At 40.8% G+C, this 23,430-nt stretch carries 22 protein-coding genes, 1 tRNA gene and 1 pseudogene; 10 read left to right on the top strand and 14 right to left on the bottom strand.

Going from position 1 to position 23,430, the window contains the following annotated elements:
- The first annotated feature begins 164 nt into the window (after positions 1-164).
- The 3 genes from HMPREF2957_RS07790 (at position 165) to HMPREF2957_RS07780 (ending at position 1,450) form a co-directional block, all read left to right on the top strand.
- Positions 165-581: a helix-turn-helix domain-containing protein gene (locus HMPREF2957_RS07790; protein ID WP_225305933.1), complete on the top strand. Its 417-nt coding sequence runs from the start codon at positions 165-167 to the stop codon at positions 579-581.
- A gap of 218 nt (positions 582-799) precedes the next feature.
- Entirely contained in the window at positions 800-1,315 is a 516-nt protein-coding gene (locus HMPREF2957_RS07785) for a DUF308 domain-containing protein (protein WP_070678738.1), read from the top strand.
- Positions 1,316-1,377: 62 nt separating this feature from the next.
- A tRNA-Lys gene (locus tag HMPREF2957_RS07780) sits at positions 1,378-1,450 on the top strand.
- A 140-nt stretch (positions 1,451-1,590) separates the two neighbouring features.
- Here the strand turns inward: HMPREF2957_RS07780 and HMPREF2957_RS07775 are convergent.
- Both HMPREF2957_RS07775 and HMPREF2957_RS07770 read right to left on the bottom strand, forming a co-directional pair.
- Positions 1,591-2,679, bottom strand: coding sequence for an AI-2E family transporter (locus HMPREF2957_RS07775; RefSeq protein ID WP_070678736.1), 1,089 nt, complete (start codon positions 2,677-2,679; stop codon positions 1,591-1,593).
- A gap of 9 nt (positions 2,680-2,688) precedes the next feature.
- The gene (locus HMPREF2957_RS07770) at positions 2,689-3,978 is read right to left on the bottom strand and encodes a hypothetical protein (RefSeq protein WP_070678733.1); all 1,290 of its coding nucleotides are present in this window, start codon (positions 3,976-3,978) and stop codon (positions 2,689-2,691) included.
- Positions 3,979-4,629: 651 nt separating this feature from the next.
- Between HMPREF2957_RS07770 and HMPREF2957_RS07765 the strand changes: the two genes are divergently transcribed.
- The 4 genes and pseudogenes from HMPREF2957_RS07765 (at position 4,630) to HMPREF2957_RS07750 (ending at position 7,882) form a co-directional block, all read left to right on the top strand.
- Positions 4,630-5,061, top strand: coding sequence for an Rrf2 family transcriptional regulator (locus HMPREF2957_RS07765; RefSeq protein WP_070678730.1), 432 nt, complete (start codon positions 4,630-4,632; stop codon positions 5,059-5,061).
- An 85-nt stretch (positions 5,062-5,146) separates the two neighbouring features.
- Positions 5,147-6,152 (top strand): annotated as a pseudogene (locus HMPREF2957_RS07760) (NADP-dependent oxidoreductase).
- Positions 6,153-6,165: 13 nt separating this feature from the next.
- Positions 6,166-7,002, top strand: coding sequence for an alpha/beta fold hydrolase (locus HMPREF2957_RS07755; protein WP_070678726.1), 837 nt, complete (start codon positions 6,166-6,168; stop codon positions 7,000-7,002).
- A gap of 1 nt (position 7,003) precedes the next feature.
- A complete protein-coding gene (locus HMPREF2957_RS07750; RefSeq protein ID WP_070679042.1) occupies positions 7,004-7,882 on the top strand; it encodes an SDR family NAD(P)-dependent oxidoreductase in 879 nt (292 codons plus the stop codon).
- Here HMPREF2957_RS07750 and HMPREF2957_RS07745 read toward each other — a convergent pair.
- Positions 7,871-8,074 (bottom strand): hypothetical protein, encoded by a 204-nt coding sequence (locus tag HMPREF2957_RS07745; protein ID WP_006149369.1) that lies wholly within the window; start codon positions 8,072-8,074, stop codon positions 7,871-7,873. The two genes, HMPREF2957_RS07750 and HMPREF2957_RS07745, sit on opposite strands and share 12 nt — an antisense overlap.
- 237 nt (positions 8,075-8,311) lie before the next feature.
- Between HMPREF2957_RS07745 and HMPREF2957_RS07740 the strand changes: the two genes are divergently transcribed.
- Positions 8,312-8,845: a hypothetical protein gene (locus HMPREF2957_RS07740; RefSeq protein ID WP_070678721.1), complete on the top strand. Its 534-nt coding sequence runs from the start codon at positions 8,312-8,314 to the stop codon at positions 8,843-8,845.
- Positions 8,846-9,027: 182 nt separating this feature from the next.
- Here the strand turns inward: HMPREF2957_RS07740 and HMPREF2957_RS07735 are convergent, their stop codons facing one another.
- The 11 genes from HMPREF2957_RS07735 to rpsL form a co-directional block, all read right to left on the bottom strand.
- The gene (locus HMPREF2957_RS07735) at positions 9,028-9,591 is read right to left on the bottom strand and encodes a hypothetical protein (protein ID WP_006149367.1); all 564 of its coding nucleotides are present in this window, start codon (positions 9,589-9,591) and stop codon (positions 9,028-9,030) included.
- A gap of 186 nt (positions 9,592-9,777) precedes the next feature.
- Positions 9,778-10,815, bottom strand: coding sequence for a tRNA preQ1(34) S-adenosylmethionine ribosyltransferase-isomerase QueA (gene queA / locus HMPREF2957_RS07730; RefSeq protein WP_070678717.1), 1,038 nt, complete (start codon positions 10,813-10,815; stop codon positions 9,778-9,780).
- A 28-nt stretch (positions 10,816-10,843) separates the two neighbouring features.
- Complete coding sequence (locus HMPREF2957_RS07725; RefSeq protein ID WP_004250738.1) at positions 10,844-11,752, bottom strand: LysR family transcriptional regulator; 909 nt, start codon at positions 11,750-11,752, stop codon at positions 10,844-10,846.
- A gap of 140 nt (positions 11,753-11,892) precedes the next feature.
- A complete protein-coding gene (locus HMPREF2957_RS07720) occupies positions 11,893-12,123 on the bottom strand; it encodes a GlsB/YeaQ/YmgE family stress response membrane protein (RefSeq protein ID WP_004250730.1) in 231 nt (76 codons plus the stop codon).
- Between the two features lie 9 nt (positions 12,124-12,132).
- Positions 12,133-13,374: an aminopeptidase gene (locus HMPREF2957_RS07715; protein ID WP_070678715.1), complete on the bottom strand. Its 1,242-nt coding sequence runs from the start codon at positions 13,372-13,374 to the stop codon at positions 12,133-12,135.
- A 19-nt stretch (positions 13,375-13,393) separates the two neighbouring features.
- Positions 13,394-13,546 (bottom strand): hypothetical protein, encoded by a 153-nt coding sequence (locus tag HMPREF2957_RS09200; RefSeq protein ID WP_000776626.1) that lies wholly within the window; start codon positions 13,544-13,546, stop codon positions 13,394-13,396.
- Between the two features lie 13 nt (positions 13,547-13,559).
- Positions 13,560-14,234, bottom strand: a complete 675-nt coding sequence (locus tag HMPREF2957_RS07710) for a hypothetical protein (protein ID WP_261674150.1) — start codon at positions 14,232-14,234, stop codon at positions 13,560-13,562.
- 40 nt (positions 14,235-14,274) lie between these two features.
- Positions 14,275-18,669: a PolC-type DNA polymerase III gene (locus HMPREF2957_RS07705; protein ID WP_070678709.1), complete on the bottom strand. Its 4,395-nt coding sequence runs from the start codon at positions 18,667-18,669 to the stop codon at positions 14,275-14,277.
- A 113-nt stretch (positions 18,670-18,782) separates the two neighbouring features.
- The gene (gene fusA, locus HMPREF2957_RS07700; RefSeq protein ID WP_070678707.1) at positions 18,783-20,864 is read right to left on the bottom strand and encodes an elongation factor G; all 2,082 of its coding nucleotides are present in this window, start codon (positions 20,862-20,864) and stop codon (positions 18,783-18,785) included.
- A 394-nt stretch (positions 20,865-21,258) separates the two neighbouring features.
- Positions 21,259-21,729 (bottom strand): 30S ribosomal protein S7, encoded by a 471-nt coding sequence (gene rpsG, locus HMPREF2957_RS07695; protein WP_004250722.1) that lies wholly within the window; start codon positions 21,727-21,729, stop codon positions 21,259-21,261.
- A gap of 19 nt (positions 21,730-21,748) precedes the next feature.
- Entirely contained in the window at positions 21,749-22,162 is a 414-nt protein-coding gene (gene rpsL / locus HMPREF2957_RS07690; protein ID WP_001142332.1) for a 30S ribosomal protein S12, read from the bottom strand.
- Positions 22,163-22,504: 342 nt separating this feature from the next.
- Here rpsL and HMPREF2957_RS07685 point away from each other — a divergent pair, with 342 nt between their 5' ends.
- Both HMPREF2957_RS07685 and HMPREF2957_RS07680 read left to right on the top strand, forming a co-directional pair.
- Positions 22,505-22,945, top strand: a complete 441-nt coding sequence (locus HMPREF2957_RS07685; RefSeq protein WP_070678704.1) for a LytTR family DNA-binding domain-containing protein — start codon at positions 22,505-22,507, stop codon at positions 22,943-22,945.
- Entirely contained in the window at positions 22,942-23,400 is a 459-nt protein-coding gene (locus tag HMPREF2957_RS07680; RefSeq protein ID WP_070678701.1) for a DUF3021 domain-containing protein, read from the top strand. The genes HMPREF2957_RS07685 and HMPREF2957_RS07680 overlap by 4 nt, the downstream gene beginning before the upstream one ends.
- Positions 23,401-23,430: the final 30 nt, after the last annotated feature.

Below are 23,430 nucleotides of genomic sequence, written 5' to 3'. Positions count from 1 at the left end.
CCTTAGCTCAGTTGGTAGAGCAGTAGACTCTTAATCTATGGGTCGCAGGTTCGAGCCCTGCAGGGGGCATCTAAATCAACAGGAAAAAGCCTTGATTTATAAGGCTTTTTTGCTTGTCTATAACTGATTTGCCCCATCATTTGCCCCACATTTTTTTATGAGCAATCTTTCCAGACATCTCTGATTACGAAAAACAAAAAAGCTATCCTACCTTTGCAAATTTGGATAAGATAGCAGAATATTTTAATGCAACTCCAACCCAACTATTTGGAACTAGTAAAGAGATTGAGTTAGAAAAGAGTGTTCTTGAATCTAATGAATACTCTGATAAAGTAAGTGAGATTTTAAAAGCTGTCAAATACATCGAAGATTTTCTAGAAACTGATGGACAGTACTTAGAGGATTTACTTTACTTAACAAGAGGCAACCAACTATACACAGAAGATGGAGATGAGTTGTATATTGATCCAACTTCTCAGAAAAGAACACTTCATAACCAATATGAACCTGGTTTTATTGAAGCAAGGGATAAATCTCCACTAGAACTCTTAATTGAAAATAAGGAATTGTTTGATAAATAGAAAAAGCGAGGATAACCTCGCTTCAGATTGAAGTTAAAATCTTTAGAAGACACTTTTATAAGGACTTTGTCTTCAATCTGTGAAAAGGAGTGAAAACTCCTTTTCTTTTTGTAAGTCAGACTGAAACTTCCAAATTGTTTATTTATTTTATTGACATTTTCTATAAAAATAAGTACAATAGTTTTATTAGAAAACTATACTATATAGGGGGTATTGAAATGAAATTTTCTAATCGTTTACTGCTATTCCTTGCAGGAGTTGTTTTTGTCCTTTTAGGACTTTTCCTATTTACAAACCCAGTAGCTAATCTTGTTGCTTACAGCTGGTGGATTTCATTTGGTTTACTGGTTTCTTCTATAGCAGCTATTTTAGGCTATTTCTCTGTACCAAAAGAGCTTCGCTCACCAGCTCATCTTTTCCAAGGGATTGTTAATCTTCTCTTAGCTCTTTACCTCGTTGCCTATGGCTTTGTGACGCTGCCAGTTGTCATTCCAACTATTTTAGGAATTTGGTTAATTGTAGAAGCCATTATAGTTTTCTTTAAAGGCAATCGTCTGGGATTGATTTTCCCTATTATTGGCAACCATATCATGTGGATAGCGTTGCTTGCATTTTTACTAGGTCTAGTGATTTTGTTCAATCCAGTAGCTACAAGTGTCTTTGTCGTTTATGTCGTTGCCTTTGCATTTTTAATTGTTGGTTTCACCTATATCCTTGATGCCTTTCGTAAATAATCTAGCTGCCATTTTGGGCATATTAAAATAGCTGGGAAGTTACATTCTCAGCTTTTTCTGTTGCCTCCTTAGCTCAGTTGGTAGAGCAGTAGACTCTTAAGCTATGGGGCGCAGGTTCGAGCCCTGCAGGGGGCACATCTAAATCAACAGAAATAAGCCTTGAAACCAAGGCTTTTTTTAACGTCTAATAGCTTTTTGTAGAAAAGTATTTAAAAATAAAAGAGAAGAGAATCTCTCACTCTCTTCTCAGTATATCTTATTAAATTTAGTTTTTCTTAATCTACCTGATTTTCCTTTGCAACGACAAATTCTTTAACCAGTCGATAGATAACAGCAAATACGGGGGTAAAGAATATCATCCCAAGTAAGCCAAAGAGATTGCCTCCAATACTAGCAGCCGCAAGCGTGAAAATAGCTGGCAAACCAATAGACTGACCTACAACTCTAGGATAAATAAGGTTTCCTTCAATCAGCTGTATAACTTGATATAGAAGAAGAGAAAGTAAGGCTTGAGTAGGACTCACTGTGAAGATAAAAATCGCTCCCACAACACAAGCAATCATAGGCCCTACATAAGGAATGAACGATAGCACTCCTGCAAAGATACCTGTCATTACTCCATAGGGTATCCCAAACACGCTGTAACCAACCGCTATCATAACTCCTATGATAACTGCTTCAATCAGCTGACTCATCAAAAATTGGTCATAAGTCTCTAGTGCTACTTGTCCAATGTAAGTCAACTTTATCACCACCTTCTCTGGAAGAAAAACTTTTAGAAGTCGACTCGTCATCGCTGCCAAATGTTCCTTACTGGATAAAAATAAAAAGGTGAAGACTATAATCAAAAAGGCATTCATCAAACTTGAAAAAATATTGCCGATATTACTAGTCAGACCTGATAAAAAACCTATCAAAGCTTGGCTAATAGAACTAGATTGTCCCTGTATGCCTGATACGATAGTTGACAACATGTCTTTGGTTACAAATTCCGAGCTGCCTAGCAATTTCCCAAGTTGAGTAAGGACTGTTGAAAGGACTGTTCCCAGCTGACTAATAGTCTGGGCTAGGGTTGGCAGCACCAAAACCAAAAGAGCAATCACGATTAAGATAAGAGCTAGGAAAACAAGTACCATGGCAATCGGACGACGCAACTCTGCCTTTACCTTCAATTTAACTAAGTACTGTTCAATTTTTTTCATAGGAACATTAAGCACAAAAGCAATAACAGCACCATAAATCAAGGTTGATATTACATCAAAGAGAGAGATTGCTCCTGATATAAAGCTCGATGCATTCAGAATTACAAGAGCAACCAGCCCTATAAAAAGTATTAACGGGGTGTATTTTTTTACTAAGTCCATAAATTCTCCTTAATAAACATGTTTAGATACGACTATACTATTTGGTTTTTCAAACTCTCGGTCAAGGTAGGCTTGATAAGTTCCTGGTGCGATAAATCCTTTGGGTGAGAGGATATCTGTTCCAGCCTGACCGACTATGGTATCTGCCAAGAGCACACAATTTGTGGATAAGACAAAGTAGGATTTAAACTTAGATTTGATAAATTTATAAAGTTCCCCATCCGTCTCATGTCTGATTTTATAAGCGTAGGTGTAGTCTTCCTTACCATCACCTGTCGTGATTTTATCCGCACTTGGCTCCCATGGAATCGTCAGTTGTTTCAATTCAGTCAACTTTTTTTGAATTGCTTTTTCCATTTCAGGTGTCAAATCTATTCCATAACCAAAAAGTGTTTTTTGACTCTCACGTTTACATAGATCAATGTACTTATCGCGGTCACAGAAATATAAGACACCATCTCCTACCATACCAAATAAGGTCTCAGATGACGGATCATAGTTGCCATAAGAAATAACACGGCCCTGATAGCAGATATCCACATGACCAATAGCTGAAAACAGGGAGGTCTCAGCTGTATGAACAAAAATTTCTAGCTCTGCTGTCTTACCAGACTTCACTATTCCAAGATGGATATCTTCTTCCTCATCAGCATTTTCCTGCATGAATTTATTGATTTTTGCTAAAGTACTTGCAGGGATGAGAGCGGCTAGGGCAATAGGTAAGCTCATTCTGACACGACGTTTGAGATGGTTTTTCCCAATTTCCTTTTCAAATAAGAAACCGTCACGGATATTGGACACACCATAAAGGCAAAAATAAGCCCCTAAAACAAAGAGTTGAAAGACAGAATTTCCCGTAGAGGACAAAAGACTAGTCCCACCAAGAAAAACTAGTACGAGACCATCTAGTAAGAAACGAAAACGAGGTCGAATTTTGTTTTTGCGGTAGAGAACATAGGTGACAAGGTTGATACTAGCATGAAAAATCTGATAAATTCCAATCACAAGAGCCAAAATATAAATTGGCACATCAGTAGCAAGATTCGAGCCTAGCAAATATCCCATCACTAACAATTTAACCAGTGCAACTCCCAAGGTGTCCGTTGACTGACTTTTTTTGAAAATACGTAATACTAAATCTAAGACCGTTGCTATCCAAGCTAAAAACAGAACCAGTCGAATAACCGTCACTGGCAACCAAGTTCCCGTGACCATCAAGATAAGACCTAGCAGAACAAACAAGAAACCCTGAACAAGTAATTTCTTACCTGTCAGACCTAAAGAAAGAATTTTTTCCATAAAAGACCTTTCAAAAATAATAATTAAGCCCTTTGATCAAATTGACTGGTAAATAGCTGACGGCACAAACAGCCTGTGCCAGCAAGACATGGCGACTGACTGTAGCAATGTCACCATCTTGTCTTTTGCACTTCTGAAATTTGTTTTATTGAGTCGAAATCAGAGCTTTTAAAAACTAGCTAAACTTGAAAGCTAACCATAATTGCTAGATAAAAAAGGTGCAACCAATCCTTCTTGTAAAGGTAGGAAAGAATTATATCCATTCCATTAATTATTTATATATTACCTATTGTGACACAATACTCACTATAATTCAACTTTTTACTAATTAAAAATTATAAAATAAGTTTCAAGTCCTCATAACGCTTTGAAAAGAACAAAAAAACGGAATGAAATAACATATAATTAGATTATGAAACAAAGTTTACTAGGCACAAACTAAGATATGTTTAATCAAGCAGAGAGGGGAGATTCTGTTTCTTTAAAACAAGTTTATCCTCCCATTTGATTATGAACTTTCTTACCAAACATCTCTAATCTGATGACACTCTTCAAAAAATTTTTTTTAATTTAAAACAAAAGTCTTGCTTTTCTTTTTATTTGTGCTATACTTGTTATTGTATCAGATACAAGTTATCTAAAGGAGTTTATATGGATACGAAATTTTCAGTAGCCTTGCACATCCTAACCATGATTAGTGAAAGCAAAGAAATATTAAGTTCTCAAGCACTAGCTATTAGTGTTGGGACTAACGCTAGTTACATTCGAAAGGTGATTGCCTTATTGAAAAATGCAGATTTGATTCATTCCCAGCAAGGAAAAACAGGCTATCAACTCAGTAAGTCTCCAAAGAAAATGACTTTACTAGAGATCTACTATGCTACTCAAGAAATCAATCACATTAGTTTATTTCCTGTTCATCAAAATAGTAATCCCGATTGTCCCGTTGGAAAACATATCCAAGGAGCAGTTTCGCCGCTTTTCGCTAGTGCCGAATCTCAATTAGAGAAGGAATTAGCAAATCAAACTTTAGAAGATGTCATTAACAATCTATATAAACAAGCCAAACAAGTCCGAAACTGATTTGCTAGCAAGTCAGTTTTTACTGGAAACAAAATGTACTTGTATTAGATACAGGTATATAAAATAAAAAGAAAAGAGAAAACATATGAAAGTCGCACAACATACTACTTATAACAAAAATAATATCACACTAAACATCACAGAAATCGCTAAACCAAGTATTACAGACAATGAAGTTTTAGTTAAAGTCACCGCAGCCGGAGTTAATCCTCTCGATAACATGATCTCTCGTGGTGAGGTTAAGATGATTGTTCCTTACAAACTTCCTCAAACTGCAGGTAACGAGGTCGTTGGAATCGTTGAAAGCATTGGCAAGCAAGTTGACAACTTTCAGGTAGGAGATCGTGTCTTTGGCCGTCTGCCACTTGATCATATCGGCGCCTTTGCAGAATACGTAGCTGTCGATAGCCAAGCCTTAGCCAAGGTTCCAGACTATCTATCAGACGAGGAAGCTGCTGCTGTACCTTTGACTGCCTTGACCATCATGCAGGCTCTTGACCTCATGGGCGCTCAAGCTGGGAAAACGATCTTTATTTCTGGTGGTACTGGAGGTGTCGGTGGAATGGCCATTCCTATTGCCAAGGCCAAAGGATTGAAAGTCATTACCAACGGTTCTGGAGATAGCGCTGAGCGTGTGTTGAAACTAGGAGCAGATAGATTTATCGATTACAAAACAGAGGATTATACAAAAACTGTTAGCCAGGTAGACTATGTTCTCGATACTCTCGGTGGAGCTGAAACTGAAAAACAAATGTCTATCATGAAAAAAAGGTGGACAGCTTGTTTCCCTCCGTGCCATGCCAAACGTCGCCTTTGCCAAACGTATGAATCTACCAAAATGGAAACAGATTATTCTTGGCTTAGCAGGTCGCAAATTTGATAAAATGTCGGAAAAATATGGTGTTCACTACCATTTTATATTTGTAGAAAGCAATGGCGCTCAATTACAAGAGGTAGCTGACCTCTTTAGCAAACTCGAAATCAAACCCTCTATCGATACAGTTTATCCATTTGAAGAGGTAAATAGCGCATTAGACAAAGTCGCTAATGGTCGCTCACGTGGAAAAACAGTCCTCAGCTTTAAGAAATAAAAAGGAAAACACAATGTCATATCTTACTGCAAAAAATCAATACATCACAGTCGACGGAAACAAAATCGCTTATCGCGAACTTAGTAAAGGCAAATCAAAACTACCTCTTCTGATGCTGGTTCATTTGGCAGCAACTCTCGATAACTGGGATCCTAAACTCTTAGACCTGATTGCTGAAAAGCACCATGTCATTGCAGTTGATCTTCCTGGAGTTGGAGCCAGTCAAGGCAAAGTTGCTCCGACTATTCCTGGAATGGTTAAGCAGACAATTGACTTTGTAAAAGCGCTTGGTTACGATAAAATCAATCTTCTTGGCCTTTCTATGGGAGGTATGATTGCCCAAGAAATCATCCGAATAAATCCTACTCTAGTTAATCGTTTAATCTTGGCTGGAACAGGACCTCGAGGCGGAAAAGAGGTCGATAAGGTCACAGGGAAAACCTTTAACTATATGTTTAAAGCTGGACTCGAGCGCATCGATCCTAAACGCTATATCTTCTATAATCATGATGAACAAGGGAAAATTGAAGCTTTGAAAGTCCTAGGACGAATGGGGATGAGAACAAAGGAATTTGCGGATAAAGACATGAATCTATCAGGATTCCTAACTCAACTCAAAGCCATTAAACGTTGGGGGAAAGATTCTCAAGACGACCTAAGATTTATCACCCAACCAACCTTAATCGTCAATGGGGACAAGGATATGCAGGTTCCAACGGAAAATTCTTATGATATGCATGAGAAAATAAAAGATAGTAAGCTTATCATCTATCCAAATGCTGGTCACGGTTCGATTTTCCAATATGCAGAGGAGTTTTCAAAAGAACTCATTGCTTTCTTGGATGACTAATATGGTAAAAACTATTCTAATAACAGGCGCTACTGACGGTATTGGTAAACATTTGGCAAAGAAACTGGCTAGTGAAGGGCATCAGGTTATACTTCATGGTCGAAATCCTCAAAAACTGGAATTGGCGCTTCAAGAGGTCCGGGCCGTTTCCCTGAGAGGCAGAGTTTCAAACTACTTGGCAGATTTTTCAAAATTAGACGATGTTTATCGATTTTCGGAGGAAATCAAGCGAGACTTTCAAAGTATCGATGTCTTGTTTAACAATGCAGGCCTGTATGCAGGAAAAGAACGAAAAGCGAGTGCTGAAAATGTCGAGTTGACTTTTATGTTATCCGTTCTGGTTCCCTATGTATTAACAACTGAGCTAAGTCCCTTGTTAGAAAAAGCGGCTGACGGTCGTGTCATTAATACCTCTTCCTATATGCATCATTTTGCCAAGGTCAAGGATTTGGATTTTGGATTTGAGAAAGAATACAATCCAGGATTAGCTTATAATAATTCCAAACTCTATACCATTTGGATGACACGATATCTGGCAAGAGATTTCTTTTTAAAAGGTTCAAACATCACCATCAATGCCTATCATCCTGGTCTTATCTCAACTAACTTGGGAAATAATTCCAGTGATGAAAAGACGAAAAAGTCTCTCTTCGGACGCCTGATGAAGTCTCTCTCGAAAGATCTAGATCAGGGAATCGAAACAGGCTATTATCTCACCTTATCAGAGGAAGTCAGGGGCTTGACAGGCTACTATTTTGAGGAAAAGAAAGTGAAGTCGGTATCTGAAAAAGGCTACACACTTGAAAAAGCACAAGAATTAATCAATTACTGCAATGATAAAATTGAGTTGTTTAAACAGAAATATGCTCTACTTAATTAGAAAAAAGTTCAATTTCCGTTTTACGAGAAAGAGAACTACCAATTCAAGAATAAAGGAATTCGTGTCACGAGCGCCTTCAGTATTGAGCAACTTACTCTTTGGAGCGGCTAAAGCTTCTCTGGTTCTTTGGTCATAATAGACCGCTTGACCATTGCATTCGCCGATAAAGACGCGACGTCTAAGAAAAAACATATTTACTTCTTTCTATTTATGAAAATAAGTCTTCAAATTTTGGAATTTTATTATCCTAGTATACCATAAACCAACTTACTAGGTCATAGAATAGCTAAGAGCTACATCTTGCTAAAAGGTTGACAGAACTTCGCTCCATAGGATATGATGGGAATACCTAGAATTTTATCTCTGCATGATCTTTACTCCTTCTACTGAAAAAGCGTTGGCGAGTTCAATTCTATATTTGGAGGTTTTATGAAAATCTATTATTCAAAATTTGTCGGTGTCGGCTATCTAGTCTTTGCGGTGGGTGTATTCTTTCAATTTTTCTTTTTCCTCGCGCATGGATTGATCGACTTTTCCCAGCTTAGTCTTCTCACTGTGGTTCCAACCATCCTCTTTTTCGCTGCTATCTATTCAACGATTGCAGGCATCAAAAGACTGACTAGTCGTAGACTCTCCTTTGAATTCACATTTGAAGGTATTTATGTCTATCCCGGTCTCTTCTTCTCAAAAGAAATCTTCATCCCAAAAGAAGAATTGTTGCGAGCATCGTATGTTGAAGTGGATGTCAGTGACCCCGACCATGTCAACAGCAAAGCTTGCTATTTAGATTTTGACCTGAGAGAGGTGACCCAGCTAGAAGATATTTCTAAGTCAAACGTCATCATCGATACAAGTGTTCTGATATTGCGGCTCGCCCTTAGCCTCTGTCGATTTAGAGAGGAAGAAAAAGCCGAGTTGGCGACCTATCTAAAAGAAAACTACGGCATTGATTTCTTATATTAGCAAGTAAAAAAAGCCCTGATGTAGGGCTTTTTTGATATTGTCCTTATTATCTTTCACTTTAACGCGAGCTTGCTAATTAGCCAACTTAAACGTCGTGTAAATTTGAATGCTTAAAATTTTATGCTTCGAAAACTTGTAAAAAAGCAAGAACATTTCTCCACCCTTACTTCATGTTGATGTGCTTAGTTACGGTAAAACTGGTTATCTTTGTCGCTTACAGATTGACCGATAGACAAGACATCTTGACTGCCATCTGTACCTGTCACTTCGTTTTGGACTCCAGCTGGGGTAAAGATCAGTCGTGCCCCTTGCCCACCACCGACAAGATGAATACCTGTTGAGTAGTAGCCGTCTTTTTCCTCTACTTGACCCATCTCGTATTTAAAGGTTCCATTTGAACTTTGGATCGTTACAATTCCATCTGCTGTGACTGTTGCAGTTGTTCCCGCGTAGTTTTCCCAAGTTCCTACAAATTTAGCGTAAGCCTCTTGTGATTTTTTCTTATCTTCCTTTTGTTCTGCTTGAGTAGTTGTAGCTTCTGTCGCACTATTTGATTCTGACTTCTGCTCCTCTTTTTGGCCTGCTTCAGTTTTACTTGCGGACTCTGTAGTCACCTTGCTTGTTGTCTCCTTTTGGTTTGAAGATGACGTATTCTTGTCAGTCTTTCCACCACAGGCAACCAAGGTCAAGGCAGCCAACAAGGTCAGGACTGATAGGCTCGTATAGCGCAATGTTTTGTTTTTCATAAAAATCTCCTTTGAAATAGACACAGATAAAAGTAGCTCGTCAGATTTTACATATATTTGACGGCTGTATCGTAGTCTTCAGTGTATCATTTATTTGCTTTTAATTCAATAGCTGTCATATATCGAAAAAAGACTAATCCAAGTAGGAATTAGCCCTTTTATTTCTAGTTTTGATTTGCTCGTTTTTTAGTAGATAAACATGGCATCGCCAAAGCTAAAGAAACGGTATTTTTCATCGATAGCATGCTGGTAGGCTTTGAGGACCAATTCACGGCCTGCAAAGGCTGAGACAAGCATGACCAAGGTAGACTTCGGCAAATGGAAATTAGTAGAAAAAGCATCCACCACCTTCCAGTCATAGTCTGGCTTGATAAAGATATTGGTCCAGCCAGAGTCGGCCTGGATTTGGCCGTTAAACTTGCTTCCGATAGTCTCTAGTGTACGGATAGAGGTTGTCCCCACAGCAATGACACGGCCACCATTTTCTTTGACCTGACGCAAGGTCGATGCAGCTTCCTCAGACAATTGATAAAACTCTGAGTGCATCTCATGCTCATCCAAATTATCTACTGAAACAGGTCTAAAGGTCCCAAGTCCAACGTGCAAGGTCAGGTAGACTAGGTGAACGCCTTTTTGCTGGATTTCTTCTAGTAATTCTTTGGTAAAATGTAGCCCTGCTGTTGGGGCTGCTGCTGATCCACTCTCCTTGGCATAGACTGTCTGGTAACGTTCACGGTCATCCAATTTTTCGTGAATATAAGGAGGCAAAGGCATTTCTCCAAGACTTTCAAGTACTTCTAGGAAAATTCCTTCATACTCAAAACGGACAATACGACCACCATGAGTTAATTCCTCGGTCACAACTGCGCCAAGTCGACCATCACCAAAGATAACACGGGTGCCGACCTTGAGACGTTTAGCTGGTTTAGCCAAGACCTCCCATTCGTCTCCTGCTGTATTTTTCAAAAGTAAGAGTTCAACATGGCCCCCTGTTTCTTCTTTTTGACCATGAAGTCGAGCTGGCAAGACACGGGTATCATTCATAACCAGGGCATCACCTGGCTCTAGCATTTCGATAATGGAGTGAAAGTGGCGATCTTGAAATTCACCTGTTTTGCGATTGACCATCAAGAGTTTAGAGGCATCGCGCTTTTCCAGAGGAGTCTGAGCAATCAGTTCCTCCGGCAAGTGAAAATCAAAATCATTTGTATTTAATGTCGTCATTCTTCTTTTCTCTTCTCATTTATTCAAATTACTTATCAAAGCGAACTTCTTCAAGTAGGTACTCGATGAAGCGTTCACCCATCTTAGACAAGCTAGTTTTCTCATGCTGGATATAAACCAGTTCAATGGGATCATCAATATCAAGTGGAATCGAAACGATATTGTCTCCATTGAGGTTACTATTAAGGATACCAGTCGCGATGGTATAACCGTCCAAACCAATCAAGAGATTGAACAAGGTCGCACGGTCACTAACAACGATGGATTTCTTATGGTGTTCTTGTGACAAAATCTCTTCTGAGAAATAGAAGGAATTATGGGTCCCTTGGTCATAGCTCAAATATGGGAAGTCTTCTAGGTCTGCCAACTGCACCTTGTCTCTCTTAGCAAGAGGGTTGGTCTTGCTGACAAATATATGTGGTTGGGCTGTAAAGAGATGGTGGGCAACGAGATGGTTGTCGTCCAACATCTTCGAAAGAACGTCCCGGTTATAGCTATTTAAAAAGAGAACTCCTACTTCACTTCGGAAGTTCTTGACGTCGTCGATGATCTCCCAAGTTCTGGTTTCACGCAAAAAAAGCTCGTACTTTTCCATATCGCTTTTCTTAAGCAAGGAAACAAAAGCATTGACCACAAAAGCATAGTGCTGCGAAGACACACTAAAAAGCTCGCGATGAGCGATTGGGTTCTTATAGCGTTCTTCTAGAAGTTGCGTTTGCTCGACAACCTGACGGGCATAGGATAAAAACTCCATCCCATCACGTGTAAGGGTAATCCCCTTAGGATTTCGGATAAAAATCTCAATTCCCATCTCATTTTCTAGGTCACGAACGGCATTTGATAGACTCGGTTGTGTAATGAAAAGTTGCTTGGCAGCCTCATTCATCGAACCAGTCTCTACGATTTTGATAATATAGTGTAATTGTTGAATTCTCATGTTTTTATTGTACCATACTTGAGGCAATATAAAAAGGAACAGTCACTGAAAGCCAAGCTAGCCGCATATCAGTCTTTTTACAGCTCATAAAAAAGAGGTTGGAAGATTTCCAACCTCTTTATCTGTTCTAGCAGTTAAAACTAGCTGTCTTTTTTCCAAAAGATGGCTAATAAAATCATGGCGCCTAAAACTGATGGGATAATCGCCGTATCAGCTAAGATAGGCCCCCAAGTTCCAAAAAGCATTTGACCCAGGAAAGCACCAATCCAACCCAGGAACATTTTCCCAAAGCATCCCATCCGTTCTCCACGATTGGTGATAGCTCCAGCTAATAGTCCGATCAAAAGACCGACAAACATACTTCCAAGCATAGTTTCTCCTTAAATTGCCCAATCTCCATTGCGGAAGAGAGGTACACGTGTTCCATCCTCACGGATACCGTCGATATCCATTTGGTTGGAACCAATCATAAAGTCAACGTGAACATCGGAACGGTTAAGTCCTGCAGCTTCAAGTTCTTCTTCGCTCATCTCTGCTCCACCAACAACGCTAGTTGCATAGGCTGCACCGATAGCCAAGTGGTTCGAAGCATTCTCATCGAAAAGAGTATTAAAGAAGGTAATTCCTGACTGAGAAATTGGGCTTGGATCTGGTACCAAGGCACATTCACCCAAGGCACGCGCACCAGCATTCTTAAAGACAAGGTCCTTCATAACCTGGTCACCCTTCTCAGCTGTGATATCAACGATTTGACCATTTTCAAAGGTCACTTTGATGCCTTCGATAATATTTCCATTGTAGCTAAGAGGTTTTGTAGAAGTGACATAACCATCTGCACGACGGAAATCAGGGGCTGTAAAGACCTCTTCTGTTGGCATATTTGGCAAGAAACCTTCGCCTTGAGCATTGATCGCTCCGGCAGATTCCCAAACGTGGTTCTTAGGCAAGCCAAGTGTCAAATCAGTTCCAGGAGCAGTGTAGTGAAGAGCTGAGAATTGCTCTTTGTTGAGCATTTGCGCCTTGCTCTTGAGGATAGCAGCATGTTTTTCCCAAGCTTTAACTGGATCTTCTTCGTAGATACGGCAAGTCTTAAAGATTTGGTCCCAAAGGAGGTCCACTGCTTCTTCGTCGCTTGCAGCATTTGGAAAGACTTTCTTAGCCCACTCAAGTCCAGCAGCAGCTGCTACAGTCCAGCTAACCTTGTTAGATTGAGTTGCGATACGCATTGGCTTCATGGCAATTCCCATAGCCTTGGCAGAAGCTGAAAGTTTTTCTGCATCTACTCCGTTCAAGGCACCTGGGTCAGAAGAACGAACACCGAGACGACTTGCTTTGTTTTCAAGAAGGTAGTTCATCTCAGCGATCTTGTATTCTGGTACATTGTCCAAACGCTCCATCGGCGCGTGAAGGAATTTCTCACGGTTTACAAAGTCATCTGCCCATTGAACGATAACTTCGTGAGCTCCAAGTGCATAGGCTTCTTTGACGATTAAGTGAGCCAACTCGCGTTGCTCCACATCGATAGAGAGAGCCAAGGTATGACCAGGTTGCACGTTCACTCCGTTTGCAACCAAAAGCTTAGCGTATTTTTCTAGATTTTCTTTAAAATTTGGTAAAACCATCTTGTTTCTCTTTTCTATTTTATTTTTCCTTCAAAGCAGAAAATAATCCTGCCAAAGCAATAGCACCTGACAAGAGTGCTGTCGATAGAAGGATTGTCTGATCAGCAAGTTCCAATTGATACTCAAACACCTTCTCAGCCGGCTTGTCTTCCGCAAAAATTCTTAGTTTCATGAAATGCCCTTTCTTATTCTTCGTACTCTCCTAGATAGAGATGTCGTGCCTCTGGACTATTTGTAAGGATATCTATATAGGTTTCATAGTCATCAAGCAGGGGTTTTCCTAAAGAGATATCTTGTTCTGGATTTATATTTTTTCCATAAAGAAAGCAAAGATAGAGGCGTTCGTTAAGTGTTGGAAATACTTCAATAGACATAAGTTCAGCCTGACCTACCCGATCCCAATCTTTTTCTTTGATATCTGGTATGATATAGGCTTGGAAAAGTCCCATAAGTGGATTATCTTCTGGTTGTCCACTGTCCTTATCCGCCAGAACCAAAGAACAACGTCTACCAAAACCAGCAAGTTGGCGCTCCCTTCCCTTTACCGAAACAGTAATAGGATGCCCTCCAATATGGCTATAAATCCATTCTTTAGGCAGTTCATAATCTAACAGGGGGTTCACTTCTTTGACAATCGCTACAGGACTATAGCGTAGAAACTGGCGAGTAACAGCCTTACAAAAGAGGATATCCTCCTCTTTCAAGGTCACTCCCTTCCAATTATTTTCCTCATTAAAATAGTTAAAAAATACTAGATAGGGTTCTCGCACCATTTGCGCTAAGATATAAACGCCATTTCGTAAACATATAGAAATAACTTTCCCTGATTTCCAGGGTGTTGCTCTATTTTTCTTTAGCATTATTAGCCAACCTCAAATCTACACAAGTCATTTCAAACTTTTAAAACAAATCATCAAACAAACTCAACTGATTATCCTCTGGCATATTGCCGAGAATTCCCATTTCATCCATCTTTTCAACCAAGGTTGATGAGAGTCCTCCACGCTTGCGCAATTCAGTTTTAGAGAGAAATTCTCCCTCTTGACGGGCACGAACCAGTTGCTTGGCAACGTTCTCTCCTAGTCCATCCATAGCAACAAACGGTGGGATGAGAGTATCTCCATCGATGATGAATTCAGTCGCATCACTGCGATATAGGTCCAATTTACCAAACTTAAAGCCACGTTCCCACATCTCATTGACGATTTCAAGTGTTGTGTAGAGGTCAATTTCTACGTTGGAAGCTTCATTGTTCTTGCGTTTTTCAGCTATTTCTTGCATCTTACGTTTAATGGCATCCAAGCCTGCACCCATGGTCTTAATATCAAAGGCCTTAGCACGGATGGAGAAGTAAGCACAATAATAATAAATCGGGTGGTGAACCTTGAAGTAGGCCACACGAAGGGCCATCATAACGTAGGCTGCCGCATGGGCTTTAGGGAACATGTACTTGATTTTTCCACAAGATTCGATATACCACTCAGGCACATTATTGGCCTTCATGGCTTCGATATAACCATTGCGCTCTTCTTCTGAGATTTTAAGCCACAATCCCTTACGCACTCGCTCCATGATGGTAAAGGCCATCTTAGGATCTAAACCTGCGTGCATGAGGTAAACCATGATGTCATCCCGACATCCGATAACGGTTGATAGGTCCGCAATTCCAGTCTTAATCAAATCCTGGGCATTTCCCAACCATACGTCTGTCCCGTGAGACAAACCAGAAAGCTGAAGCAACTCCGCAAAGGTCGTCGGATGAGTTTCATCAACCATCCCTCGAACAAAGTTGGTTCCAAATTCTGGAATCCCCAGCATACCCGTCGGCGTCCCGATTTGTTCAGGAGTCACACCTAGCACATCCGTCCCAGAAAAGAGGGCCATCACGCCTTCATCATCCATAGGGATTTCATTAGGGTCAATCCCAGACAAGTCCTGCAATTTCCGAATCATAGTCGGATCATCATGTCCTAGGACATCGAGCTTGAGGACGTTCTCATCAATATCGTGGAAGTTAAAGTGAGTGGTCTGCCATTCAGCAGTGACATCATCTGCAGGATACTGTACCGGAGTAAAGTCATAGACATCCATATAGTTAGGGATAACAACGATTCCTCCTGGGTGCTGACCAGTCGTCCGTTTGACACCGGCAGCCCCTTGGGCAAGGCGCTCTACTTCAGCTTCTCGGTAGAATTTGCCATAGTCACGCTCGTAACCCTTGACAAATCCATAGGCTGTCTTGGCAGCCACCGTACCAACCGTCCCTGCACGGAAGGCATATTCCTCACCAAAGATATCACGAACATCCAAGTGGGCGCTTGGTTGATCCTCACCAGAGAAGTTCAAATCGATATCAGGTACCTTATCCCCATCAAAACCAAGGAAGGTCTCGAAAGGAATATCCTGTCCATTCTTGCTGAGCTTGTGGCCACAGTTTGGACAGTCTTTATCTGGCATATCAAAGCCTGAACCGTAGGAACCATCCGTGATAAATTCACTGTACTGACACTGACCACAGACATAGTGAGGAGAGAGAGGATTGACCTCGGTAATTCCAATCATGGTCGCAACGAAACTGGATCCAACAGACCCACGGGAACCGACCAAATAGCCTCGTTCATTGGAGCGCTGCACTAGCATTTGCGAAGCCAGATAAATCACGGCGAACCCATTCCCCAAGATAGAGGTTAGTTCCTTTTCAATCCGTAAATCGACAATATCTGGCAGTGGGTTTCCATAGATTTCAAAGGCTTTTTTATAGGTTAATTCGGCAACTGTTTCTTCGGCTTGGTCAATGAAAGGTGTATATAAGTCGCCTTTAACGACCTCGACAGACTCAAAGATTCCTGCCAAGGCATTGGTATTTTCAATGACAATCTTACGGGCCAAGTCTTCTCCTAGAAAAGCAAATTCATCCAACATTTCATTGGTCGTTCTAAAATGTGCCTTTGGTAGCGGAGCTGGTTGGGCAGCTTCTCCATGGCCGATCGTTCGGTTAATCATAGCACCCTGACCGAGACTTCTCACGATGATCTCGCGATAAATCTCATCCTCAGGTTCGATATAGTGGACGTTCCCTGTCGCAAGAACTGGCTTACCGAGACGGTCTCCGACCTCAATCAAGCTCTTGATAATGGTCTGAAGCTCCTCCATATCCTTGACCTGCTCTTTGGCAATCAGAGGCGCATAGATAGCTGGAGGCATCACCTCGATAAAATCATAGTATTTGGCTACTTCGACTGCCGTATCTACACCTTGTGATACGACTGCATCAAAGACTTCCCCTTCTGTACAGGCTGAACCTAAGATCAAACCTTCTCGATGGGCATCCAGCACCGTACGTGGAATCCGTGGGACTCCTTCAAAATACTGGGTATTAGAGAGGGAAACCAGCTTAAAGATATTTTTCAAGCCCACTTGATTTTTCACATAGATTGTCGCATGCTTGACACGAGCTTTTTTATATGAATCTGGACTGATTAAATCAAGGTTTAATCGTGCTAAGTCCGTCACACCGTGTTTTTCTGCTACTTCTTTGATAAAGATAAAGAGCAGACGGCCAGTTGCTTCCGCATCATAGTTGGCCATATGGTGGTGTTCTAGGGCAACACCAAAACGTTTGGTCAAGGGTCCCAAACCATGTCGCTTGTACTCTGGATAGAGATTTCTAGCGAACTCTAGCGTATCGATGACAGGTTGAGTAATTTTTGGAAGACCGTGACGCTCATAGTTGGCATTCATAAAACCAACGTCAAAGCTTGCATTATGGGCTACAAGAACGGTATCTTTACAGAATTCTTGGAATTCTTTCAGAACTTGAACCAAGGGTTTAGCATTTTTTACATGGTCATCGGTAATCCCTGTCAATTCAGTTGTAAAGGCTGATAAGGGGTGCCCAGGATTGATAAATTCATCAAACTCAGCAATGATATTGCCCTTATACATCTTGGAAGCGGCCACCTGAATCAAATCATTATAGATAGCAGATAGACCAGTCGTTTCCACGTCAAAAACTACATAGGTAGCTTCAGAAAGATTCATCTCCACTTCGTTATAGACGATAGGAACACGGTCTTCTACGATATTGGCTTCCATTCCATAAATGAGCTGAATACCAGCTTTCTTGGCTGCCTTATATCCGTGAGGGAAGGATTGAACATTGCCGTGGTCTGTGATTGCCACTGCTTTGTGGCCCCATTTTGCTGCTGTTCCAACGATTTCCTCAACCTCAGGAAGAGCATCCATAGTCGACATATTGGTATGGGCATGAAACTCAACGCGACGCTCACCTTCTGGCATCAAGTCCTTACGTTCATAGTGAACAACTTCCTGCACATCTTGCACATTCATGGTCAAATCTCGTGTGAAATTATTGACCTCGACATTTCCACGAACACGGAGCCATGAATTTTTCTTAATGATGTCAAACTTCTGAGCTTCCTCTTCATTTTTGACCCATTTTTGCATAGAGAAACTAGACGTATAGTCCGTCATCTTAAAATTAATCAAGACACGACCCGTTCTAGTCACTTTATGCTCGACATCAAAGACAACCCCTTCAAAAACCAGTCGATTTTCTTCGGTATTGACCTCAATCATTGGAGTTACCTCTGCCTTGTCGAGTTTAGGCTTAGCAGTTGCCTTCTTGGCTTGGAAATCAAAGACAGGTTTATCCTCAACTGGAGGAGGCGGTGCCATCTGTTCTAACTGTTCCATAGCTCGAAGGGTCTCATCATTGGCAGCCTGAACAATCATTTGATTTTCAGAATGGAAAGCTTCCTGCTCTTCCTTGGTCAAATCTTCATTTTTCTCTAAATGGCATGAAAACTTAGGAAAACCAAAGAGCTCAAGTTGTTTGCTAAGATTTGGCAAATGGTTTTTTCTGAAATGCTCTGTATCTGCTGCTTCAGAGGCCTCAATAATCAATTGATCATTTTCAAACCGAACCTGAAAATCCTGATACATGGTCCGAAATCCTTGGCTAGAACAAGGCCCAGCTGAAAAAGCCTCCCGATAGTAGGCCTGTAAAAGCTCTCTTGAAAAATCTTGATCTTTCGTTTTAATCTCAAAAGTCGCTTGATTTCCAGTTTTTGAAAATTCTTCTTTCAATCCCTTCTTCAATGCTAAAAAGAGTTCAAAGGGCAGAATATTTTCAAAGACAAAACGAAACTCCCAAATGTTACTTTGCTTGTGTACAATAACTTGTTCAATTTCAGCCTGGGAGAAGGCCTCATGATTTCTTATCTCAGCGGGAATTCCCAACTGATTCATTAAAATTTCAAAAGTGGTTGACATCCATTTTCCTCACAATATACTCCTTCTATTTTACCATATTTGAGGCAATTTTAGCTATTTCTACCAAACAGAAAAAGAAGCCACAAAGTGACTTCTTTTAAAGTGACAGTGAATTATTCTTCACCTTTGTTTTTCTTAATGATTTCTTCTTGTACTGACTTAGGTACATCTTCGTAGTGGTCGAATACCATCATGAATGTACCACGTCCTTGTGATGCAGAACGAAGAACTGTTGCATAACCGAACATTTCAGCAAGTGGAACGTAAGCACGAACGATTTGGCTGTTACCGTGTGCTTCCATACCATCTACACGTCCACGACGAGCAGTTACGTGTCCCATAACATCACCAAGGTTTTCTTCTGGAACAGTGATTGTTACAAGCATCATTGGCTCAAGGATAGCTGGTTGTGCAGTCTTAGCAGCTTCTTTAAGTGCAAGAGATGCAGCGATCTTGAAGGCAGTTTCAGATGAGTCGACATCGTGGTATGAACCATCGTAAAGCTTAGCTTTAACGTCAACCATTGGGTAACCAGCAAGAACACCGTTAGCCATAGATTCTACCAAACCTTTTTCAACCGCTGGGATAAATTCACGAGGAACCACACCACCGACGATTGCGTTTTCGAATTCGAATCCTTTACCTTCTTCGTTTGGAGTAAATTCAATCCATACATCACCGAATTGACCTTTACCACCAGACTGACGTTTGAAGAATCCACGTGCTTGAGTAGAAGCGCGGAATGTTTCACGGTAAGATACTTGAGGAGCACCTACGTTCGCTTCAACTTTGAACTCACGACGCATACGGTCAACAAGGACGTCAAGGTGAAGCTCACCCATACCAGAGATAACTGTTTCACCAGTTTCAACGTTAGTTTCAACGCGGAATGTTGGATCTTCTTCAGCCAATTTTTGAAGGGCGATACCCATCTTGTCTTGGTCTGCTTTAGATTTTGGTTCAACCATCAATTGGATAACTGGTTCTGGAACGTTGATTGACTCAAGGATGATTTTAGCTTTTTCATCTGTCAATGAGTCACCAGTTGTAGTGTCTTTCAAACCAACAGCAGCAGCGATATCACCTGAGTAAACAGTGTCGATTTCTTGACGGCTGTTAGCGTGCATTTGAAGGATACGTCCGATACGTTCACGTTTACCTTTAGATGTGTTCAATACGTATGAACCTGATTGAAGAACACCTGAGTAAACACGGAAGAATGTCAAACGACCTACGAATGGGTCAGTCATGATCTTGAAGGCAAGAGCTGCAAATGGCTCTTCATCAGACGCTGGACGAGTTTCTTCTTCTTCAGTATCTGGGTTGATACCTTTGATCGCTGGGATATCAAGTGGGCTTGGAAGGTAGTCGATAACCGCATCAAGCATCAATTGAACACCCTTGTTCTTGAAGGCAGAACCACAAAGTACTGGGTAGAATTCAACGTTGATAGTCGCTTTACGGATACCAGCTTTCAATTCCTCGTTAGTGATTTCTTCACCTTCGAGGTATTTCATCATCAATTCTTCGTCAGTTTCAGCAACTGCTTCGATCAATTTTTCACGGTATTCTTGAGCTTGGTCAAGGTATTCAGCTGGAATATCTTCTTCAAGAATATCTGTACCAAGGTCGTTAGTATAGATTTCAGCTTTCATCTTGATCAAGTCGATGATTCCACGGAAGTCGTCTTCAGCACCGATTGGCAATTGAATTGGGTGTGCATTTGCTTGAAGACGATCGTGAAGTGTGCTTACTGAGTAAAGGAAGTCAGCACCGATTTTGTCCATTTTGTTGGCAAATACGATACGTGGAACTCCGTACTCAGTTGCTTGACGCCAAACTGTTTCAGTTTGAGGTTCAACACCTGATTGTGAGTCAAGAACTGTAACCGCACCGTCCAATACACGAAGAGAACGTTGTACTTCGATTGTGAAGTCCACGTGTCCTGGTGTGTCGATGATGTTTACGCGGTGGTTGTTCCATTGAGCTGTTGTTGCAGCAGATGTGATAGTGATACCACGTTCTTGTTCTTGCTCCATCCAGTCCATTTGAGACGCACCTTCGTGAGTTTCACCGATTTTATGGATTTTACCAGTGTAGTAAAGAATACGCTCAGTTGTAGTTGTTTTACCAGCATCGACGTGGGCCATGATACCGATATTACGAGTTTTTTCAAGTGAAAATTCGCGTGCCATGAGGTTTGTTTCTCCTATTTATTTTTGATTTCTATTCTATTATAACACGATTTCAATAAAAACGGATAGGCAGGACCCACCCGTTCTCAATGTTTATCTTGTTTAGTTGGTTTCAACTTGTGAGATGGGAAGTTGAATTGTACTCGGGCTAAAGTTAGTTAGCCGATTTGAGCCGGAACGGGATGCTGTGTGAAAAAGATAAACTTCCTTGTATTCGTCGAATACTGCGTCAGTTTCCTATTTTCACCTTGCATCCTTACCGTTCCTAGCATCATTTTATTGTTGAGCTCAAGCTAAAAGTCTGGAGAAAAAGATGAATCTCATTGGTTGCAGTCGCAACCTGCTTCGATTCCCTATTTTCTCTGGGACTTCCTTAACGCTTTCGCATCCTATATTACCAACGGAAGTGTGCGAAGGCACGGTTAGCTTCAGCCATACGGTGAGTGTCTTCACGTTTCTTAACTGCTGCACCAGTGTTGTTAGCAGCATCCAAGATTTCTTTTGCAAGACGGTCTTGCATTGTGTGTTCACCACGAAGGCGAGCGATTGTTACCAACCAACGAAGTCCAAGTGTTGTACGACGTTCTGGACGAACTTCAACTGGGACTTGGTAGTTAGATCCACCAACACGACGTGCACGTACTTCAAGTACAGGCATGATGTTTTCCATAGCTGTTTCAAATACTTCAAGTGCATCGTTACCAGTAGCTTCTTTGATTTGCTCAAAAGCACCGTAAACGATTGAAGCAGCTGTACCACGTTTACCATCAAGCATAACGCGGTTGATAAGACGAGTAACTAATTGTGAATTGTAAAGCGGATCTGGCAATACTTCACGTTTTGGAGCTCTATTTTTACGACTCATTTCTCTTTATCCCCTTTCCTTATGCTTTTGGACGTTTAGTACCGTATTTAGAACGGCCTTGTTTACGATCGTTAACACCTGCAGTATCAAGTGCACCACGGACGATATGGTAACGTACCCCTGGAAGGTCTTTTACACGTCCACCACGAAGAAGCACCACGCTGTGCTCTTGCAAGTTGTGTCCGATACCTGGGATGTAGGCAGTAACTTCGATAAGGTTGCTCAAACGTACACGAGCAAATTTACGAAGGGCAGAGTTAGGTTTTTTAGGTGTCATAGTTCCAACACGAGTTGCTACACCACGTTTTTGTGGTGAAGAAACGTTTGTTTGAACTTTTTTATGACTGTTGTAACCAACGTTCAAAGCTGGTGATTTAGATTTTTCTACTTTTGATTTACGCGGTTTGCGAACCAATTGGTTAATTGTAGGCATCTACATTCTCCTGTGTTTTTTTATTTTTGGTGATGATACACTTGGTGACAGCTATCATCTGTGTGTACTTTTGCAACATTTGTCAGCACGTCCCTGTACACTCTTGAGAGACCAAAAGTAAAAAGTACCGTCTAACATTGTACCACGTTTTTTCTATTTTTGTCAATATATTTCTTCTTATTTTTTGACTTCTTGGATCATAAATCTATTTGAAAACGGTCACCTACCAGATAGGCTCTTCAACCGACCACATAGACAGAGCTTCTTGTATTTGTCGACAAAATGGTGTTTAATAGATTTGTAAGTAAGAGATCTCTATTACAACTTTATAAAGGAGAAATTATGAAACTCAGACTTGATATTGATCAGCAATACACCGAAGAGCAAATCATCATAGAAGCACCTGCCTTGTCTTCAAAAATTCAAAAGGTTCAGGACTTTGTACAAAATCTTGAACAAAAAGAAACTCTTAAAGGAAAATACCAAGACCAGGTCTACTTGATTCAGATTAGCAAGATTCAGCGTGTATACATTGAAAATCGTAAGGTTCTGGCCGAAACGGATAGCCAAACCTATGCACTTGACATTCGTCTCTACCAAGCAAGTGAAATTCTACCTGCTTCCTTTATCCAAATTTCCCAATCGGAAATTGTCAACATTGATGCAATTAGTCATCTAAAACTAACCTCTAACGGCTTGATTGAAATTTATCTTAAAAACGAAAGTTTCACCTACTCATCTCGCCGTTACCTCAAAACTATTAAGGAGAAATTAGAACTATGAAAAAACAAGTATTCCACGATGCCACAACTGGTATCCTCATCGGCCTCACCCTATCTATTATCTTTTCACTCATTTATTCACCAAGCAACTACGCACCTCTCAGCCCTGAATCTCCTGTTGGTCAATTCATGAGCAGTCATCAGGTTCACGGTGCTCTAGTTTTACTCTACTGTACACTTATCTGGTCAGCTATTGGAGTCCTCTTTAGTTTTGGTAGTCGTCTATTCGCTCAAGATTGGAGCCTTCTTCGTGCGACTGTCACTCACTTCTTCCTTATGTTGCTAGGTTTTGTACCTTTAGCAATCCTAGCAGGCTGGTTCCCTCTTCACTGGACTTTCATCCTCCAACTTATCCCAGAGTTTGCAATCGTCTACCTCATCATCTGGGTTGTTCTCTACAAGAGAGAATCAAAGAAGGTTGCCCACATCAACCAACTATTAGCTCAGAAAAAATAAGACCTAAAAACCCACTCCGTTTTGTGAGTG

The organism is Streptococcus sp. HMSC062D07, assembly GCF_001814215.1.
GTDB classification, from domain to species: Bacteria; Bacillota; Bacilli; order Lactobacillales; family Streptococcaceae; genus Streptococcus; species Streptococcus infantis_I.
The sequence above is the reverse complement of the archived record's forward strand: the minus strand, read 5'-3'. Positions and strand labels throughout refer to the sequence as shown.